16 protein-coding genes and 4 pseudogenes are annotated in these 20,628 nt (G+C 33.5%); 14 read left to right on the top strand and 6 right to left on the bottom strand.

The window, feature by feature from the left end:
- Positions 1-327: 327 nt before the first annotated feature.
- Genes QRE67_RS26475 through QRE67_RS26485 form a run of 3 tightly spaced genes read left to right on the top strand, consistent with a single transcriptional unit; the run spans position 328 to position 3,297 of the window.
- Positions 328-1,218: a substrate-binding domain-containing protein gene (locus tag QRE67_RS26475; RefSeq protein ID WP_286125554.1), complete on the top strand. Its 891-nt coding sequence runs from the start codon at positions 328-330 to the stop codon at positions 1,216-1,218.
- Positions 1,215-2,678 (top strand): HAMP domain-containing sensor histidine kinase, encoded by a 1,464-nt coding sequence (locus tag QRE67_RS26480; RefSeq protein WP_286125555.1) that lies wholly within the window; start codon positions 1,215-1,217, stop codon positions 2,676-2,678. The genes QRE67_RS26475 and QRE67_RS26480 overlap by 4 nt, the downstream gene beginning before the upstream one ends.
- The gene (locus tag QRE67_RS26485; RefSeq protein WP_286125570.1) at positions 2,647-3,297 is read left to right on the top strand and encodes a response regulator; all 651 of its coding nucleotides are present in this window, start codon (positions 2,647-2,649) and stop codon (positions 3,295-3,297) included. The genes QRE67_RS26480 and QRE67_RS26485 overlap by 32 nt, the downstream gene beginning before the upstream one ends.
- A 125-nt stretch (positions 3,298-3,422) precedes the next feature.
- Here the strand turns inward: QRE67_RS26485 and QRE67_RS26490 are convergent.
- Positions 3,423-3,610, bottom strand: a pseudogene (locus QRE67_RS26490) (IS6 family transposase); the annotation flags it as partial.
- A 208-nt stretch (positions 3,611-3,818) separates the two neighbouring features.
- On the opposite strand from QRE67_RS26490, the gene QRE67_RS26495 reads away from it, so the two are divergent.
- The 4 genes from QRE67_RS26495 (at position 3,819) to QRE67_RS26510 (ending at position 9,058) form a co-directional block, all read left to right on the top strand.
- A complete protein-coding gene (locus tag QRE67_RS26495) occupies positions 3,819-6,605 on the top strand; it encodes an SH3 domain-containing protein (RefSeq protein WP_286125557.1) in 2,787 nt (928 codons plus the stop codon).
- Between the two features lie 17 nt (positions 6,606-6,622).
- Entirely contained in the window at positions 6,623-7,168 is a 546-nt protein-coding gene (locus tag QRE67_RS26500; protein WP_286125558.1) for a hypothetical protein, read from the top strand.
- Positions 7,169-7,701: 533 nt separating this feature from the next.
- Complete coding sequence (locus tag QRE67_RS26505) at positions 7,702-8,652, top strand: tyrosine-type recombinase/integrase (RefSeq protein WP_286125559.1); 951 nt, start codon at positions 7,702-7,704, stop codon at positions 8,650-8,652.
- 211 nt (positions 8,653-8,863) lie between these two features.
- A complete protein-coding gene (locus tag QRE67_RS26510) occupies positions 8,864-9,058 on the top strand; it encodes a hypothetical protein (protein WP_003205237.1) in 195 nt (64 codons plus the stop codon).
- 17 nt (positions 9,059-9,075) lie between these two features.
- Here the strand turns inward: QRE67_RS26510 and QRE67_RS28970 are convergent.
- From QRE67_RS28970 to QRE67_RS26520, 3 genes and pseudogenes are all read right to left on the bottom strand, one after another.
- Positions 9,076-9,207 (bottom strand): annotated as a pseudogene (locus QRE67_RS28970) (transposase); the annotation flags it as partial.
- Positions 9,208-9,365: 158 nt separating this feature from the next.
- Complete coding sequence (locus tag QRE67_RS26515) at positions 9,366-10,535, bottom strand: serine hydrolase domain-containing protein (protein WP_286125560.1); 1,170 nt, start codon at positions 10,533-10,535, stop codon at positions 9,366-9,368.
- A 707-nt stretch (positions 10,536-11,242) separates the two neighbouring features.
- The gene (locus QRE67_RS26520; RefSeq protein ID WP_286125537.1) at positions 11,243-11,434 is read right to left on the bottom strand and encodes a hypothetical protein; all 192 of its coding nucleotides are present in this window, start codon (positions 11,432-11,434) and stop codon (positions 11,243-11,245) included.
- A 378-nt stretch (positions 11,435-11,812) separates the two neighbouring features.
- Between QRE67_RS26520 and QRE67_RS26525 the strand changes: the two genes are divergently transcribed.
- From QRE67_RS26525 to QRE67_RS26540, 4 genes and pseudogenes are all read left to right on the top strand, one after another.
- On the top strand, positions 11,813-12,679 hold the full coding sequence (locus QRE67_RS26525) for a recombinase family protein (RefSeq protein WP_286125561.1): 867 nt from the start codon (positions 11,813-11,815) through the stop codon (positions 12,677-12,679).
- Between the two features lie 74 nt (positions 12,680-12,753).
- A complete protein-coding gene (locus tag QRE67_RS26530) occupies positions 12,754-13,668 on the top strand; it encodes an Rpn family recombination-promoting nuclease/putative transposase (protein WP_286125562.1) in 915 nt (304 codons plus the stop codon).
- 122 nt (positions 13,669-13,790) lie between these two features.
- A pseudogene (locus QRE67_RS26535) lies at positions 13,791-14,057 on the top strand (DDE-type integrase/transposase/recombinase); the annotation flags it as partial.
- 306 nt (positions 14,058-14,363) lie between these two features.
- On the top strand, positions 14,364-14,855 hold the full coding sequence (locus QRE67_RS26540; RefSeq protein ID WP_286125563.1) for a hypothetical protein: 492 nt from the start codon (positions 14,364-14,366) through the stop codon (positions 14,853-14,855).
- Positions 14,856-15,022: 167 nt separating this feature from the next.
- On the opposite strand, the gene QRE67_RS26545 is transcribed toward QRE67_RS26540, so the two are convergent.
- Positions 15,023-15,865 carry an NPP1 family protein gene (locus QRE67_RS26545; RefSeq protein WP_286125564.1) on the bottom strand — a complete coding sequence of 281 codons (843 nt, stop codon included), beginning with the start codon at positions 15,863-15,865 and terminating at the stop codon, positions 15,023-15,025.
- Positions 15,866-16,603: 738 nt separating this feature from the next.
- Here QRE67_RS26545 and QRE67_RS26550 point away from each other — a divergent pair.
- Together QRE67_RS26550 and QRE67_RS26555 are read left to right on the top strand one after the other, a co-directional pair.
- Positions 16,604-17,842 carry a YcaO-like family protein gene (locus QRE67_RS26550; RefSeq protein ID WP_286125544.1) on the top strand — a complete coding sequence of 413 codons (1,239 nt, stop codon included), beginning with the start codon at positions 16,604-16,606 and terminating at the stop codon, positions 17,840-17,842.
- A gap of 134 nt (positions 17,843-17,976) precedes the next feature.
- Positions 17,977-18,138: pseudogene (locus QRE67_RS26555) on the top strand (helix-turn-helix domain-containing protein); the annotation flags it as partial.
- A 150-nt stretch (positions 18,139-18,288) separates the two neighbouring features.
- Here the strand turns inward: QRE67_RS26555 and QRE67_RS26560 are convergent.
- Positions 18,289-18,600, bottom strand: coding sequence for a heavy metal-binding domain-containing protein (locus QRE67_RS26560; RefSeq protein WP_286125543.1), 312 nt, complete (start codon positions 18,598-18,600; stop codon positions 18,289-18,291).
- Positions 18,601-19,980: 1,380 nt separating this feature from the next.
- Between QRE67_RS26560 and QRE67_RS26565 the strand changes: the two genes are divergently transcribed.
- A complete protein-coding gene (locus QRE67_RS26565) occupies positions 19,981-20,523 on the top strand; it encodes a stress protein (RefSeq protein ID WP_286125565.1) in 543 nt (180 codons plus the stop codon).
- Positions 20,524-20,628 lie beyond the last annotated feature (105 nt).

A 20,628-nucleotide genomic window follows, 5' to 3' on the forward strand; every position in this document is an offset into this window, starting at 1 on the left:
TCGGAAACGTTTTCAAAAATACTTGTGTTATATCATCCCTCCTTTGTTAAATTATCTTATATGTCAACTCGTTAAACTATCAGCAAATATCTGATTTTATGTAAGATAATATCCTACATAAAAACATTTATGGCTATTTGCTGTCACAACTTCGACATGAATAGTAGTTTTGTATACAATCTTCCATAGATTTCGTGGATCGTTCTGAAGTAATATATAAATATGAATTTTGAAAACCCTGAATCGAGTAGGATTCGGTAAATCGGATTCAATTAGGGTATTTTCACATAATACATAAATCCCTCGCCTGCAAGAATGGAGGAAAGTATGATAAACTGGTTGAGGCTTTTTTTTATATTGCTTATTACTTTACTTTCAATAGGATGTCAGCATGAGCGTTCAAGCCCTCAAATTATTTTCTCCGAATCTGACACCATGCCTGTTGGTTCACAAGATGACAAGCCCTCTCCTGTACGGATCGCAATTTCAAGTGTGTTATCACCGACTGATACAATTATGTACTATAGGAAAATAGCTAACTATATTGGAGAGAAGCTTCATAGACCTGTAATTCTAATTCAGCGCAAGAGTTATAATGAAATTAGTATGTTGATGATGAATGGAGGTGCTGATATAGCCATACTTTCAACAGGAGCATATATTACCTACAGACATGTTGAAGGACTTGAAGCAATTGCCATGCAAGAGCGAATGGGAGTTCCATATTATTATGGTTATGTCGTCGTAAACCGCAAAAATGAACTATCCAGTATACATGATTTAAGAGGGAAAAACGTTGCTTTTAGCGATCCAACCAGTTATTCCGGATATATTTTTGTGAGGAAAAAATTAGCTGAATTAAGTGAAACGCCCGAGCATTTCTTTGGTCGTTATGTTTTTACATATAATCATGAAAGCTCCCTAAGCGCTGTGATAAATGGTGTTGTTGACGCTGCAGCTGTTGATAGCTTAGTCTTTGAGCGTACCAAACTTAAAAATCCAGAACTGATTAAGGATTTGAAAATTATTGAAAAAACGGAACCGATTGGTACCGGTCCTGTTGTCATCAGCAGTAATTTACCTAATGAAGAGAAGCGAATTATCAAGGAAAGTTTCATTTCTATGCACGAACAAGAAATAATAAAACCAGCGTTTCAGGGACTGTTCATTGATCGTTTTGTTCCATTTGAACCCCAATTATATGAGGGTCACCTATGAAATGGATGAATAAATTACAAATAAACCAAAAGATATTTGGAGCTATATTCGTTTCGCTACTCTTTCTCGCTCTAGTATTGGGATGTATCATTTGGGAATCACTCACAAAAATCATGACAGAGGACCTTAAAAAACGTGGTGTAAATATTGCTGAAAATATTGCGGCATTGTCTTCGGATTACATTCTGACTGATGACTACTATTCGATTCATCTTCTCATTACCCGGGCACAGGAAGCTAACAAAGACGTTCGTTATATACTGGTCATTAACAATAATAATGTTCTTGTCGGAAATACATTCTCCAAACACTTACCGAAAGGAATATTAAACGCACATAAGCCTGATGATATCAATACTGGAAATTACGCTATACTAACTTCAGATGAAGGAAATATCCATGACATACTGGTTCCAATCGAAGAGGGAGATGTAGGATTTGTTAGAGTTGGAATGGCAGAAAAACAGGCGAAAAGCTATATTTTTACTAAAATAATAGAATTGGTTGTTGCTACATTTTTGGTCTGTATGGGGGCTGCAGGTATAGCTTATTATGTGACTCGTATCATTACTCGACCAATCAATAGTTTAGTTGATACAGCAACAGGCATATCAGCCGGTAATTTATCCTTAAGGGCTAAAGCAGAGGGTGACGATGAAGTTGGAAAATTAGCACGGGCTTTTAATGAAATGGCTGACAACCTAATTAGTTCCAGCACTGCAGTAGAAAAATTATTGAAGGAACTTCAAGAAAAGGATGCCCTTCGAGATACGTTGATTTTGAAACTATTATCCGCTCATGAGGAGGAGAGAAAAAGAATTTCTCGTGAACTTCATGATGAAACAAGCCAAGCCCTTACTTTTCTAATGGTTACAATGCGGATTTTGGCTAATGAAGCTAAAGATATCGAGCAACAGGAGCTACTTAATGTAAGCCGAGAAACTGCGGCAAGTATTTTGCGAGAAATTAGAGATTTAGCGGTAGAATTAAGACCACCCATCCTTGATGATATAGGTTTAATTCCGGCATTAAGGAAACATGCAAGAAAGTTTGAAGAAAAGTTCGCTCTTACTGTAATTCTACACGTTCCCGATGATGACATTGCTGCCATAGATAGTCATACTGCTGTAGCGCTATACCGACTTGTTCAAGAAAGTCTTACCAATGTAGTGAAACATACAGTAGCAACTGAGATTGTGATTAACATGGAAATCAAGGATTGTTCTATCGAGTTGAGCATCCATGATAACGGTCACGGTATACGTGAGACCGATTTTGAAAAAGCTCGCCAGCAAAATCGGATCGGAATATATGGAATGAAGGAAAGAGCCGAATTACTGGGTGGTTCATTTTTTATCAAAACTCACAATATCGGTGGGACCGAAGTTATGGTGTCTATCCCATTAAAACAGAGAGAAGGGTGTCATGATGAAAAAGACAATCAACATAATGCTAGTTGATGACCACGCCTTGATGAGATCAGGTTTAAAACTACTATTGCAAAAAAGACCGTCCTTAAAAGTTGTAGGTGAAGCCTCTGATGGACTTGAAGCACTCCGGCTTTACGATATTTTAAGGCCCGATATTCTGATATTGGATATATCTTTGCCGCGCTTAGATGGAATCCAAGTTCTCACAAAGATTAAATTACGTTATGAACAAGCGAAAGTCATAGTGCTCACCATGCACGAAGACGAAGACTATATAACATTAATCATGAACGCGGGAGCTTCAGGTTACGTCCCTAAAGCAGCCGTAGATGAAGAATTATACACTGCTATTGATTCCGTTATGGATGGATACCTATACCTTCGCCCAAAGGAAATTTCAACGATGCTAAAAAGATTGCAAAACGAAACAGAGTCTCGAAATCCTTATGTAATTCTAAGCCCACGTGAACGGGAGGTATTGCAGTTTCTTGTTAAAGGATTTTCATTGTCTGAAATTGCTCAAGAATTAACTATCAGTATAAAAACGGTTGATACTCATAAGACGAGAATGTTGAACAAACTTAATCTTTCTAAAAAAAGTGAACTTGTTCAATATGCCATAAAGTATAATTTAATAAACATGATATAACGGGGTAATGTATGTTATAAAAGATCTTATCTCTTCCGACATCCTTATCATATAGCTTTTTTATAATAGGATAGCGTCACATCGCTATCAAGCTAAGGTTAGGAAAGTTCAGTTTCAGAAGAAATTTCCTTCTTTTTCTTCTTCCATATTTGATAGATCAAGTTACCATATTCATGAACCCAGCGCATGATGGTTGTTGGGTAAACAGACACCCCACGGTCCTTCAGTATTTCAGTTACATCGCGATAGCTTAAAGAAAAACGACAATAGTAGCCGACGGCTACTATTGTCGTTTTTCTTTAAAATATCCCATTTGTTACGCTCCCGTTCATCTTTTTCCAAAGTGTACTTGAGTTTCGAAAACTTTGCAACAGAACCCACAAGTGTATCCCAATAGAGTACACCCTATTGAAGCGATGGACACGATTTAATATTATTAAATTTATATATTTTAAAATAAAGAAATATTATATATAATTGTAAGGCTATAACAATTATATATTTCAAAAGGAGATGAATAAATGAGGAAGCTTACAGGTATTATACTTTCGTTATTTTTATTATGTTCTACATTTGCTCCCTCTCTTGCATTCGCAGCAGAGAACTTTGATTCAAACAAGATTGGCTGGGTACAAGAAGGAAATGAAAAGTACTACTTCGATAAACCAGGCGTCAAACATACTGGCTGGTTAGAGCTTGAGGGGAAAAACTATTACATTGATAGTAGTGGAAAATCACTCTTTTCTTATCAAATCATTAATGGGAAAACACATTATTTGGATGATTCAGGAACAGCAAGAACTGGCTGGATGGATACAGTAGATGATAAGTTTTATTTAAGTACTAATGGAGAAATTAAAACAGGACCTCTGACATATAAGGGAAAAGAATTTCATTTTAATAAGTACGGGGAAATGGATAGAGGATGGATCATCTTACAATCTTTTATTAAGAGAGTATATCCTAAACCAGAGACTAAATTTATTGTAGAATCTAAGCGTGTTAAAGATGGCGAAGTACTTGAGGTAATTGAAAAGTATGGTATGTGGTATAAAGTTAAGTATCAGGGGGAAGTGGGATATGTTAGAACAACAGATTCTCTCATATTTGATCAAAAAGCACCCAATTCAATAGAATTATCGAGAAACAAAGCCCTTTTTACTCATTCTTTTCTAAATTTATATCAAAAAAATCAAGAACTAGTATTTCCTCCTAACCAACTAAAAAATTTGAAGGAAGCAATAAATCTTTATTCAGAACTATTTTCTAAAGGAGCAGACTTTATATTTAAGATTGAATCCATGACTAAGTTAGATAACAAAAGAGGATGGGTTCAGGAAAATAACAACTGGTATTATTACAATAAAGATGGGACTCATGTAACTGGTTTTCAAATAATTGATGATAAAAAGTATTATTTTGATACAAACGGAGCTATGCATAAAGGATGGCTTGAAGATGAAAATACTCGCTATTATTTTAGCGAATCAGGTATGATGCAAAAAGGATTACAACAAATTAGTGGGAAATACTATTATTTTAATGAAGCTGGCCAATTATCTGTTGGATATCAAACCATAGATGGCAAGCCTTATTATATTGAAGGCTCAGGAGAAATGACTGCTGGATGGATTAAAAAGGACTATGAATGGTATTTTTCTCATCCTACAGGAGCATTGCAGACAGGAGATTTTACATATAAAGACAAAGGGTTTTACTTTAACCAAAAGGGAGAAATGGAAAGAGGTTGGATTACATTAGAATCTCTTGTAAAAAAAGTCTATCCAGAACCAGATTTAAAACGTGTTTTGAGAGCCCAGAACGTAAAAGGTGGAGAAGTCATTGAAGTCACAGGAAAATACGGTTCATGGTATGTCGTAAATTATCAAGGACAAAAAGGATATGTTCGAATACATGATGCTATTATTTTTGATCAAGAGAAGAAAAAACCTTTAGTCAGTTTAATTGAAAAGGGAACTGTTTTAAAATTTCTTGTGGAGTATAATAAAAGTGATCAAACCTTTGTTGCAGATACGTTAAAAGCTATAGAAGATTCTGGACATACTGCAGAAGACTTTAATACATTTACTACTGAAGTATCGGATAATATACAAGCGGAACTTCCAAAAATAAAAGCGACAGCAAAGGAGCTAAAAAAATCTGCACAAGAGTTAAAACAACAACTTCTTGCGGGTGGTATCACAATTACAGATGCAGTTGCAGAAGAGATTCTTAATACATGGGATGCTACAAATGATATACTAACCCAGCTGTATAATAATGAACATAAAAAGATGGAATACTTAAAAACCACTATGCCTAGGGTGCAAACAGACTGGGATGCATTAACTGATGCTTACTTTAGATATAAGTATAAAATTGATTATAAACAAACCGCCCAAGAGATTAAAGTCATTAAGCAAGACGCAGAAAAGTTCCAATCTTCTCTTCATCAACTTAAAACAGAACTAGTTCCATTGGTACAACAAACGAAAGAATTCAAGACTCAGGTATATAAGAATTATGAAAAAATACAACAATTAGCACCAGGGATTTATGCAGATGCGAATGCAGGTTTAGATAGCGTAAGTAACTTAATGGATTCGGCAAATAGAATTGCGAGTCATAAGGTAGATATTCCAGCTGCAGCACATAATATTGGAAATATTGATTTAACGAATAATTTACGTGATTTGGGTGTCCCACCAGAAAGATATAATAAGTTTATAGAAGAGCAAAAGGCAACCAATAAATTGATGTCCACCACACTTGATATTTATCCTGGTATTAATGTAGCTAAAGAAGCTATTCAAATGTATCAAGGAAAAGAGCTTGGCACGGATAGGAAATATGAGCCTTCTGATTATGCTTTTGGGGTATTAAATGTTACGTCAGGCGGCGTTACGAAAACTCTGGGCAAGGTAGTTGGTACAGTCGGTGATCTTGAGAAAAAAGCGAAAAACCTAGAGAAGGCTGCTAAAAACGTTTCTAACAGTGGTTTTGCTGTTGCAGAGTTTGATAAAAAAATAGCTAAAATGAATGTAAATGAAAAAATAGCTTTAATAAAATCAACATCAGTGGATATCGCCAAACAAAATAGCTGGAAAAAAGATTCTAAACTTACTAGAATAAATAACAGGGATGTGTATTTTGATTCTAACACAAAGAATTATTATGCTTTAGATACACAACATGGAAGATTTGAAGTTGTTAATAAAAAAGGTAAACATCAAGGTGAAGTAGATTTTAATTTAAATTCAACAAAACCCGCTGATAAATCAGGTGGACACGATTTAAAAATGAGCTAGCCAAATAGGAGTCATATATGAATGAATTGTTAAAAAGTACAATACAAAAGTACTATGAAAAAAAAGATGTAGAAAATTATTTATTAAAGTGTGGAGAAATATTGCAATTGCCATCAGAATTAAATGTGTATTTAAATAAAAATGAAATAGATATTACAGATTTGAATAGTGAAGATATATGGCCATCTACAAAATTCATATTTGAATTTCGAGCATTTAAAAAAGGCGGATTTACAATGAGATATAGTAGTACATTACTAATATCTAAATTACTACCTATTTTTTACTTGCAACATGAATTTGAGATTGAAAGTCCTGATGAAAACCTACTTATGCCAGTACTGAATGGATATGATGGACAGCCCTATACTATTCAACAACAAAAATTAGAACAAGTCATAAATAAAACCTTATTACTAGAGGGGTACATGTCTCTTTCTTATGCTGAAATAAATGAGGTTATTGAAGAAATTCAATTTCAAAAAGATGTGTCCTTTTTTGGTCCTCAAGTAACTGTAGAGTATGCCCTTTTTCATGATGTTTTGGATGCTTGTCCAGATTAATGAAGTTTTAAATTGCAATTAATAATTAGCCAGTTTTAATAATAAAAATCGTAGGACTTATTAATTCCTACGATTTTTATTATTGGGTTCTGGTGCAAAAATCATTTAATAGAGACATAGAGAACCTACACAATCTGTTCAATTCCAGATTATGATACAATTCCCTTATTTTCATCACTGTTTACAGGTGTTCTGTAAACAAACCTTGTCAAATTCATCTAAAAAGGTTAACGGAATTACAGTTCTATTAACTTAAAATGGCGAGTGGCCCCAAAAAGCAGTAATCGTTGCCGTGCCCATTTAAGTGAATGTAAACTGTTTACATTAAAAAAGAAAGGCACTCATTAGAGTGCCTTTCTTCGACTTGAACCACTTTACTTTTAATAATATGAGTGCTGGACTCCCATCCACTTACCATTTTACCATATTTATCTATATTGTATATTGAGAAAATGGGAATACACTAAATCGACACTTCTAATGTATGTATTAAAATTTGATATACTAAAAGAAAAAATTAGGATGATAAGGGTATGCCAACAAAAGAATTTCAAGATACAATACAAAATTTTTCTTCATTTTTATTGAATAAAGGTCGAAAACCTTCCACAATTAAACGATACGTCTATGATCTTGAAGATTTTGGTCATTGGTTGCAAAAATCTAAAAAACTCCCTACACGCAATATATGGACGACGCTTGGTACAAAGGATTATGAAGCGTATTTCTATGATTTAAAACAGCAACGACAGTACTCTGATAAAACAATGCATCGTATCTATATTGTCTTAAATAGAATGTATCAGTATTTACAACTGCCAAATCCGTTAGAAGAGATGCAATTTAGTATTCAACCCAATCGTGCGTCACGTGATGGAGACTTTATCTCAAAAGAGGAAGAAAAAAGGTTAAAGTATATTTTAACTTCATTAGAAGAATTAACGGAAAAACAACGTTCTGTTCGTCCAGTACTTATGGATCGCAACATTTCTATTGTACATTTACTCATCAATAATGGATTATCCTTACAGGAACTTGTAAGTTTACAGATGAAGCACGTTCATTTTGAAAACAATACAATCTCAGTACCAAAAATAGTGGGTATAGAAAGAACAATCCTTTTAACTGATGATGATAAAAAACGATTGTTTAACTATTATAAAATCATTCCTGAACCTGTTCGTCCTAAATATCATAGTAATGATCCCTTATTCGTAGCCTTCGATTTTACTCGGAATACTTATCGTTGGTCATATGAAAACGATGCACCGAAAGCCCTAACAGAGATTGCTGTTCAAAAGATGATTCGACTTGAAGTTGCTCGAGCAAATTTACGTAAAGGGATCTCAGCGCAACACTTACGGAACACGTTCATTTTAAGACTTATTGAGCATCATGTTTCAGAGGAAGAAATTATAAAACAAGTAGGCTTTAAATCTAAACTTTCGTTAAAAAGATATTGTGATTACATCAATCAAAAATAACGGAGGAAGACAACGTGGAAAGAAATGAGAAACAGGAAATACAGTACATAAGAGTGTACACATTAAAGGATAAAAGTACAAAATCCATTAAAGTTGCGTCCTGGCGAACTTTTAAAGATGAAATGAGAGTTCTAGGTATAAAGGAATCAGATATTTTTCAAATTCAGTTAATAGAAAAGCAATAAGAGAAAAATGAAGGGAGTATGTTGCAATGAATAAAGGAGATGCTATTTTACGGTTACTTATGGAAATGAAGTTTGAAATAAAAGAAGTAAAAGAACAAATGGAACAGATGCAAAAATCTCTGGAAAACATAGAGAAACAAAGCCTAACTAAACAAAGTGAAACCTCTTCGACTGTTTCTAAAGGAAATCGTGATTGGAAATATCCTTCTAAAATGAAATGAAAAGAAGAACCTTAATTTTAAGGGTTCTTCTTTTCAAGTTTTTCTTCTAATGTTTTTTTGTCTTCATTATTGGATGTTTGTACGTCCCATGTGCTTTCTATTTTTCGAAACCATTTACCGATTTTGCTTAAATAAAGTCTTTTTACTTCCCTATATGTGGTTCTCATTTTCTTCGTTTTGGGGAACTACCAATTTCTTAAGTTGATGGGCATGCGGCTGTACCCCAATTCCAAAAAGCCCCAAATTTATTTTTAATTATAAAAACTATGACAAAATTTATCCGTTTTTTTCCGTTTTTCCTTTTTGCCTACTTGCTAAATTCAGCAAGTAAAATATTTTTAAAAGGATTAGGACTGTCAGCTCTACCCAAACTGTTCCAATTGACGACCAACGTATGCTTGCCTCCAAGTGTACCTCCAACAAGAGTAGTAAACCCTAGAATGCCACCTGTGTGTCCCCATATCGAGACACCGTTCGGAAGCTTAGTTTCATAGATTCCAAGACCATATCCATCGATTCCTTCTCTTCCTGTAGGAACTGTAGTAAGCATTTGTTTTAGTTGTTGTTCTTTCAGTAATTTGCCACCGAGCAAGTAAGAGAAGAATTTGTTTACGTCGTCAGCAGTAGAAATCATATCTCCAGCAGAGCTACCTGCACTTGGGTTATAATAAGTAACGTCTTTTAGCTCACTTGCTCCGTCTGGTTGGACATATCCACGGGCATGGTTGGTGCCTGGAATAACGCTTGAATTGCCAGGTAGGAATGTATTCGACAATTCAAGTGGTTCAATAATCCGATTTTCAATCTCTTCCGCATAGCTGTTTCTGGTTACTTTTTCAATAAGAATACCCAGTAATACGTATCCTGTGTTTGAATAAGACCAGCCCTTTCCTGGGGCAAAGTCTGGGGGCAGAGAAATCCCCATCTTCACTAACTCTTCAGCCGTATACGATTTTTTTGTATCCGTAAAATCAGCGTCTTTTGACCTTGAGTATTCAGCGATACCACTTGTATGGTTCAATATCTGCCGGATAGTAATCTGGTTACCATCATATCCATTTCCTTGAATGGCACCAGGCAACCATTTTTCGATGGAGTCGTCTAGATTCAGGCGGTTCTCTCCAGCTAATTGAAGTACAACTGTTGCGGTGAACGTCTTCGTCACACTGCCAATGCGAAAGCGAAAATCTGTTTTCATTGGTTTCTTGGTTCTCAGATCCGCTATCCCAGCGGCATAACCCCACGTTTTTCCACCCTCAGAAGTTTTAGCAAGTATCCCCGGGTATCCAAGTTGCAATGTATCCCGCATTGCTTGCTTGACGGAATTACGATCTCGTTGAGTGCTTGTGTGTGACGAACTAGATACATTTTGAGTGGGCTCTGCTTTTACAATTGAGATTGGTGTTGTGTATAACAGAGAACTTCCAGCTATTAAAAGGGCCAGACTTGCAAATGTAATTTGACTACGTATTTTCATAAGGCATTCCTCTCCTCTATTCATATTGTATAGGTGGCTGTTTACTGTTCCTTACCTCCTAGGCTTAGGGAAAAGGCCCTCACTCATATAGATTAAAGCCCCAGTACAAAGGTATCTATCAATATCAACAATTTGAGCCATTTAAATCTCCATCCCTTCTATAACAAAATTATTTAAGGGTATGAAAGCATATTATGTATCCTTAGTTATTGTTAGGATTAACACAACATGAGACATACCCTCAGCCCATATTTTACTTTATTTATCCATAATATGTATTGAGAAAGAATGTAAATTCGAATCATTTCCGTACCCCAACTATTGATCGTCTTTTTCATCTATTATCATTAGATATTTAGAATTTCATTATAAAAAACAACCAATCCCTTAACGTACAGGAAGCGGTTGAAAAATGTATCTAAGGCCCACGGTAACATCGCTATCAAGCTAAAATTTTATAGCCCCCCAGAACGAAATTTTGTGCTAATTTGTAACAAAAAAGCTCGTTTTTTCGTTTTGGGGTAATTCTGAATTCTTAAGTTGATGGGCATGGGGTCCCGTCCACATTTGTTAAAATGTGCGTGTTCTCCCTAATAGGCCTTCAATAATTCCATCTCCATTAAATGTAAAAACATAATTATATAACTGTCCTCTAGTGAGTGGCTCAAAAAAGAAGGAATTCTTGCCGTGCCCCATTTATCCTCACATTATTTATTTCTTTGTTTCCATACCCCATTCTCTTTACGATAAGTGTTCTTGCCATTCATAAAGTCAGCTGTATTGCCAGGAATGCTATATTTCTTATTCTTTTTCTTAGTCTTCTTCTTCAACCGCTTCTCTTCTTGAACAGCTTGTAAATCCGCCTTCCATTGCTTTAACAAAACCTTTTCTCTTCGCATCGAATTTATACCCCTTAGTTTAAATTACCCACCAAAGGTAAAAATTCTATTTTTTAACATAAATATCCTTTTATTTGAATATTGAATGTTTCCGTATCCCTCTTCAATAGACCAAGACAATATTAATATTTTAGGAAGGAGTACCGCCCACATTTTCACGAAAATATACGCTAAGCAAAATTCGACATAAAAAAACGTTGAATTTAATACTCTAAGCGATATCACTAATCTCAAAAACGATGGTTTTTGATAATGCGAAAAAAGCCAAAATTTTGATCGTATAAATCGCTTAACTTCGTTATCAAAACTATTGTCAAAATCAAATTAACTTTAACCACCCTTTATGATAAAATTATCATGTAAAGGGTAGGTGATTTTATGAATTCATACATTTATGGTTATGCACGGGTAAGTACCCAACAACAAGATTTAATTCGTCAAATAGATATGCTTCAAAATTATAACTGTACTGAAATTTTGACTGAAAAAATGACAGGTACGAAAAGTGATCGTCCAGAACTTATTCGATTGAAAGATAAAATTAGACCTGGTGACACGTTAGTAGTAGAAAGCTTTTCTAGATTAGGCAGAAGTACCAAAGATTTAATTGAACTTGTTGATTTTTTTGAGAATAAGGGAGTTAAGCTAATTAGTATCAAAGAACAATTTGATACCAATACACCTCAAGGGAAATTGATGTTAACAGTATTTCAGGCATTTAGCCAATTTGAAAGAGACTTGATCGCCCAACGAACACAAGAAGGTCTTGTAAGCGCAAGAGCCAGAGGAAGAGTTGGTGGGCGTCCTCGTGTTAAAGATACCTATATTCAAAAGGCATTAAACTTATATAAATCAGAGCAATATAGCATACAAGAAATTGTAAACATGACAGGTATTAGTCAAGCTACGCTCTACCGATACATACGAGAAAACAAACAAGTACAAAAGAATGAGGAAACAGAAGAAAAAACAGCAACTATCCGTATGTTGTTACGTGTAGAAAATAATAATAAATTTGTACGAGGAAAGGGGAAAGTTCGAAGGAATATCGAATCCTTTCTCATATCACAATACAATATGGAACAACATTCGGGAGAGTACATATTCTATGTTCCTTACACCACAATTTCAGATTTAGAAAAAAAGGTAGACAGCATAATTCATGAAATTGATTTTGAAGCGGATTTACAAAACTGTTTTACTGAATTAGATGTGTACTGTGATGAATTGGAGCTACAATGGTAAGGTAAACATTTGCTTATATAACAAGTTATCTTATAAAATAATAAGAAGAAAAGAAAGACAGGGAGAGGAAACCCATGTCCACAAAATTAGTAAATTTACGAATTGATTTTGCTTTTAAACAGTTATTCGGAACGAAAGGGAACGAAGAGATCTTAACTGGTTTCTTGAATGCTATTTTAGAGGAATCTTTAGAGGCACCTATTACATCTCTACAATTGGAAGACCCACATCTTCATAAGGCTTATGAAGATGATAAGTTATCCATTTTAGATTTATTAGCAACATTAGACAACGGAACGCAAGTGAATATCGAGATACAGCTTCGCAATACACACGATATGGTGAAGCGATCTTTATATTACTGGAGTAAACTCTATACATCCCAAATGCAAGAAGGGATGCCGTATCGTTCACTTCGGAAAACAATTACCATTAACTTATTAGATTTTATATTATTCTCCCAGGATGATTCATTTCACACCATAGGACAATTATGGAATCCCAAAAAGCAACAGATACTAAGTGATGATATTGAAATTCATTTTGTAGAAATTCCAAAATTGGTCAAACAATGGCATGAAGAAAAAGTAAATCCATGGGAAAATGCATTTGTTCGTTGGATGTTATTACTACCAGCACATGAAGATGAACATTTAACTCAAACATTGGAGGAGATTGCGATGAATCAAGATCCAATTTTACAAAAGGCAATGAATAAATGGGAAAATATGAGCCATGACTCCTCATTCCGAACAGCTTATGAAGCTCGTGAGAAGTTACTTCTAGATGAGCAAGCTAAGTTGGCACACGCTCGTGAAGAAGGATTAGAGGAAGGTTTAGAAAAAGGGGTCCAAAAAGGAAGAGAAGAAGGAATTGAGCAAGGAAAAATCCAATTAATCCGTGGTATGCATAAGAATGGTATGCCATTAGAAGACATTGCAAAATTCACAGGTCTAACTACGGAAGAAATACGAAAATTATTATTATAATACATGTAATTAAAAAAGCTTTGCGAAAAATCACGCAAGGCTTTTTATTATTAATAGGATTCACTATACATTGCCATCAAGCTTAGGGTTTGAATTACTACCTAAATGAAAATTTGTGCTCTCAACAGTTGAAAGAAGAGAAATATATGCCTGAAGGCATACAACTAAGGCAAGTTAGATATCTCAATAATATAGTGGAACAAGATCATCGTTTTATTAAGAAACGTGTGCGCTCTATGTTAGGGTTCAAGTCATTTAAAACAGCAACCTCTATATTGAATGGTGTTGAAGCCATGCATATGATAAAAAAGTAACAGATTGATTTACGGAATCAGTCTGTCCAAAATCAGAAAGAGTTTATCCACCAAGTGTTTGGACTTATAGCATAAAATACGATTTCACTAGGAATCTACTATTATCCGCGTTCTTCTTCATATATTTGCACCAGAACCGGAAATACATATATTTTATTATTATAATATATCCTATATGTTGATAAATTTTTACATATATTACAATTTGTTCTATATAACTGTATGATTAACTTGCAAGTTATTTTTATTAAGGAGTAATAATGTTGAAACGTGTCATTGATATGCGCTCTACAGGTTTAGTAACTTGTGCAATATTATTGGATTTATCAAGCCTGTAGGCACATGCAATTAGAAGAAAATGAAAAAAATGGAGGTTTTACAATGAAGAAAAAAATACTTGTAAGCACATTATGTTCTTTAGCAATTTTATCAGGGGGTACAACAATGGCTGGTGCTCAAACAACTAGCGGAAAGGTAAGTTCTACAGATACAATTAATACAGCGAATCCAGCCTCTGTTATTCAAACAAACTACAACACTCAAGGAAAATCATTAATAGCATCAGAAACATTAGTAGCTTCAGTCACTTCCTCACCAACTCCAATGGGCGGACAAAAAAATCGTTCAAGTGGAAATTTCAGTATTCAAAATTTACCAGAGAACACATATGCATTAAAATGGGTTATTGCTGGTGCATCAGACGGGATTCGTTTTAATGTTATGAGAGATGTTTCTGCTGGTAAAGACCCAGTTATTTGGAACAATATTTATAGCGGGAATTCTACAGATGTTAAAACACACAGATCTTTTTATATCTCAAATCCATCCGGAGCGAATGGAAACTTTACTGTTAATGTTTACGCAATACATTAAATCTAGAATATGAATCACTTTATAAAAATAAACCTCTTGTAAAGAGGTTTATTTTTATAAAATCATCATAACATCAGAATAGAAGTCTATTACTTTGATTCTACTATACTTTTATGAAGTTAAAACATTTATAAAACATACTGTTCTTATAAAGAAGATTATATTCTTTATGGAAGTGGAGGGTTATTCCATTCAGATCTCTTCCAAGGAGCATCTCTAGGATCACCATATTCATTAGGATTCAATTTATATTCTGGATCACCATAATAGAAAATATCTGGTTGATTCAAATATGGTATTACACCTTTTAAAGTATCATTACTATAGATAATCCATGGCTGAATAGAATTATTCCCTTCATCTAAACGTCCATTATTTTTGGAAATTTCTCCATTATAACGAATCTGCACACCATCTTCTGATTGCCATTTCATTGCATGTGAACCGCCATCTACTCCAATAAGAGGATGACCATTATCTTTAGGGATATCTGACCAAGGCTTTATTTTATAGCTATTATGATTAGATATGAGTAAATGTGTGGGTTCTCCATTTTTTAAATACACAAAATACTTTTCCCAATCATGTTCATGATCATTAATCCAATCATTGTCTGCATAATATAACCAATACTCATATACTTCATATTCACCTTTTGTAACACTATGAAAGTATACAGCAGGTCTTTGATCATTTGGACCTCTATTTTCCCATCCTGTTGAACCGGTTCCAAATATTGATTCTCCAATTTTAAATCTGATTAGATTTTCCTTGTTGTGCTCAATATTTTCATCATAAGATTGAAACTTAAAAGCTTGCGGGAAATTTTGTTCTCCGGAATCGAACCAATCTGTTCCATCAAATTGTAAAGTCGCTAAAAAATTTGATGGATTTTGATTTGTTTGTACCGAAAAAGGTTTAGTAACGTTTTCAGCATATGCTATCGTATTACTACTCGTTAACGCAGCTAAAGAACAAAATATACTTAAGTATATTTTTTTATTCATCATAAAACCTCCTATAAAAAGTATTCTCAGCGTCGAATTGTGTTTCTTGAAAATTTTTCATTTTAATAGTTTGTGAAAGAAAATTCTGAATCCCGAATGGTGAAAGCTTCTCGTACAATTGGGAAAGGGGATTAGTTGTATTATATATTATTCATTATTGATTTTTAATATCAAGATGCAATAATTATCCTGAAAAATCGATATTTCGCCTTGAGAAAATTTTTGTTCCAAAAGGTATACTTTATCAATACAAGTTTTTTACCTTATATATTAAAATGAAAATACCCTTTCAAAATATGGCAACTCCTTTCACCAATCGTGGAAGGAGTTTTTTTCGTTCGTAAAGGTACACTTATATGGAAATATTGGGAGTTCTCCTTATCACTAAATACATAAAAATTATAATTACACTCAAAAGTGTAATTATAGAAATTTAATTTATTGAGAAATTAGAATTTTCATAAAAATAGGTTGTTTTTCCAATATTTTCCCTCTATAATTTGGATGTACCACATGATTATATAATGAAGGAGGAGTTCATAATGGGACGTTGGATTATAGTAACAAGTGAAAATCATGAACCTAAATTAACAGTGTCTGAAACAAAAGAATTACAGAAACTACAAGAAAAAAAATAAAGAAGATAAAGAGGACAGTCTTATGATGTCCTCTTTATCTATACATAAATCCATGAAAGATTGTATTCATTTACTTTATTTTATTTAACTGGAGGTTATTAGAATGCTATATTCTTGGGAAAGAGAAACCTTAGAAGAAATTGCGCATCAACGTATTATGGATACGTTCAAAGAATTAAGTTTTTCGGTGAAAAAAAGAGCTTTTGGAGATAAAATACAAACCACATACGTGGAATTATTTAATTTAAATCAACAGATTGAATCATTCGGCGTAGGAAAAGGGAAGTACAATGAATTAGGCGCATTGTTTGAGGCCTTAGAGCATTATACTCTGGAGAACATGCCAATGAAAGAGTGTGATTATTTTTCTTCTCATCATATTGCGAAGAACCCGATATTTAACGGAGAGCGTGTTATGCAATTGATAGTAGAAGAACCAGATCAACAATTACTTTGTAAAAAATACTATGCTTTGAATAATACACAACAACATGTATGGTATCCATTTTTTATTGCCAATCCACATTATATGCAACATCCAATTGAAACGGATACTTATCAGTATCAGAAAGTACAACGATACAGTTCTAATAGTGGAACAGCTATTGGTTCCACTTTACATGAAGCGATTATTCATGCAACGAATGAAGTCATTGAAAGGGATGCCTTTTCTTTATTCCTACTTCGGCATTTCTACTATGATATGCCAGATCATACATTAAATATAATTCATCCAAATACACTTCCATCATCCCTAAAAGAAACGATTGTACATGCAGAAGAGGAGTTACAAGAGGAAATTATACTATTGAATATAACAACGGAAGTTGCAATTCCAACTATATTAGCTGTTACAAAAAATAAAAAGCATACTGGTATATTTGGGCTCGGTACATCTTTATACCCTGAATATGCTATCTTGCGAAGTATTACAGAATTGGTTCAAGTGAATCATATCGCTTCTGCAAATATTGGTGATGAGCTAGCACATCGAGAGCATTTTTTGAATCAATTACAGCCGTATCCTCGTCATTATGCTTGTGCAGAAATGAATATGTGTTCCGTATTTAATCAATTTCCAGCAACTTATGTTTCGTTTGAGGATTTTCCGAGATTTTCAGAACGTAATTTAATACTTTACATCGAAGAAATGCAAGAACGATTGCACCAACAACATTTTTCTATCTATTATTCTCCAGTCAAAGAGTTTTCCAATGGTATAAAAATCATACATGTACTAATTCCACAAATGGAGCGTTTTTTATTGATTACAAATGGTCAATTGGTGTTCCCGTCCGAAAGAGGTATGAAAAAGAATCTTAAATTACAGTCCAGTTTATAAAAAACACCCTATAAAGGGGACTAAGAAAAATGCTAATCCGCCCTATATGAGGTACCATCAACATTTTAACGTTTGTTGATGGTACCTCATATATTTTCGACAAAACAAAAAAGCATCTAATTTAAATTAGATGCGGAATGTATCAAGGACGGGTTAAAAAGTACCATGAAAAACATGCTGGAATGCATTATGCCCTTAAACTTTATGAGGAAGGAAATATGACAGTAAAACAAATTTGTGAAATTACCAATGTTTCAAGATCCGCTTTATATAGAAAACTACAAGATAAAATATAAGAAAAAACACCCGCCTAAATTGGAAAAATTTTCGGTTGTGGTGGGTTATTCTTCGAATCGTTTCCGTACCCCTTTTTCTGTATCACTAAATCTATGAACACATAAAAAAGGAAGAGAATTTTTATAATTCTCTTCCTTTTTTATGTATTGTTACACACGTACCGCTGTACCGCTTACAGCCACCATTAACATTCCATCACGAACGACTTCGTAGTCTACATCAATACCGACAATTGCATTTGCACCTTTTTGCTTCGCAAGAACTTTCATTTCTTCCATTGCAATATCACGTGCTTCTTTCAATTTACTTTCATATGCACCAGAACGGCCACCGACAACGTCACGAACAGAAGCGAAGATATCACGTACGATATTTGCACCCATAATTGCTTCACCGTTTACGATGTCTACATACTCAATAATTTCTTTACCCTGAATAGTATTAGTTGTTGTTACAATCATTACTAGCACTCTCCTATAATATCTAAAAATTTATTATTTCTTATACATTTATTATCACATTGAAATTGTAAATGAACTATCTAATTACCTTACATAAAGATGACACTTTTGTAAGATTTCATAAGTGAAAAAAATGAAAGTAAGTTTTATATGGTAGTTTAAATTGGTGAATTTATTTAAAAATTAACAGTTCATTGAGAATATAGGAATCTAAAATTTTTTAATTACACGAATAATGACATAGAATACATATTCTATGTCATTATATAAGGGGGATTCAAAAGATGAAATTATACCGTACATTGCCTATACTTGTTACTTCGTACTAAAATAAAATCACTTTCGATATATTTATCTTATTATATATATCTTTCAATTTTCTTTCATAAATGTTACAAAAGTCTTTCAAAGGTCTGATGTATTTGCAGATGAAACTAACAAACAAAAAAGAAAACCCGCATGTTCATTAGCTTTATAGTGAATCTTTTTAATTAAATATATAAATTATTTATATTCAATATTACATATCGAAATGTATTAATAATATTATAAGCGCTTACTATTATAAGAGTATAAAGATCCATAATATCTTAATATTAAAAAGGAGGAAATGATTATGGCGATTGCAACAGCAGTTTTAACATTCTTAGGTGGAGTACTTCCATTAGTAACAACACTTATAAAAACATTCATGTAATATAATTCTCTGCACTTATTTTTTAAAATTATTATACAAATGATCTGTATATGGGGTCTGTGTAGTAATGGAACCGAATCACGCAATAAGCATTAGCGGACATTATAAGCAATAAAAATGCCGCTTTTTCATGTTAAGATGTGGTGATTTTTAATTTCACAAGCCATTTTTAGAAAATATTCAAAGACATATCTCATGTGGAATGTCCTATAAGTACTATTAGTGGACATCACATCGTTAAAAAACGTCCTTTTATGCCCACTAATATACGAAATAACCCCCAAAATGAATGTCCGCTAATGCTTGTTGCGTAAAAAAGTTCCATTACTACATAGACCCCATGATAAAGAGAAATAGTTTTAAATTTACATTTCATGTTTTTAAAATAAATTTAAAGTGGATTCTATTGAGTAATAATGGATATCCAAGATATTAAAATCAACAAAAGTTTTTCATTTTTTAACAAAATATTCAGTTAATAATTTTTTATTCCTATAAATGTATATTCACCTTACATCTAGTTTCAAATATACATAAAATATATTATTTGTGTATATTTATTCTTTTTCGACTTTTAACAATTAAATGTATCTCTAATTAAATTGTTTACCTCCTCTGTATAGAAATATATACTTTGGAATGTAAGGGTAATATCTTATAAAAATATAAAGGAGGTTTTTTAAATGAAAAAAATGAAAAAGTTGACGAACATTGCTTTAGCTGGAGCTATCGGTTTAGGAGGATTAGGAGCGTTTGCACCAACAGATGCAAGTGCGGCCGAGATCTCTCCTTCTACAACAAATGTTCCTACTAACCTATCTACTGAATTACCTATTAATTTTGTTGAATCTCAATTACCAAAAGAAGCGAAAGCTAGTGCAAATTTAAGTGTAAATGTAGACGTATTGGGTATTGCTAATATGATTAGAGATTCTATCAATACTCAAACTAATCGTTCAGGATTTGTAAAAGGCGTAATGGAATCAGCATTTTATGCTGCAGGTCAACGCTATAATGTTATGGTTTTTAATTTAAATCAAAACTATGATGATCATTTTAACGGTGTTAAATTCTTCGGCACAACGGTATATGATGGAATCACTTTTGGAATTTGGGTATTTGAAGATGGGGAATTTACGAATCAAGGTGATGGCGGATGGATTAACTGGGCGTTTAGAGGTTGGTTCGATCGTAATGGTAGCCATGTTAAATTTTATCGTGGATAAAAACAAACCACAAAATCAGCCAATTTTGCGGTTTGTTAAATAAAAACTTTATTAAACCTAGGAGAATATACTCTAAACTCAACTCCTAGTAAACAGTATAGATGA

The sequence above is a fragment of the Bacillus sp. DX3.1 genome, from assembly GCF_030292155.1.
GTDB lineage: Bacteria > Bacillota > Bacilli > Bacillales > Bacillaceae_G > Bacillus_A.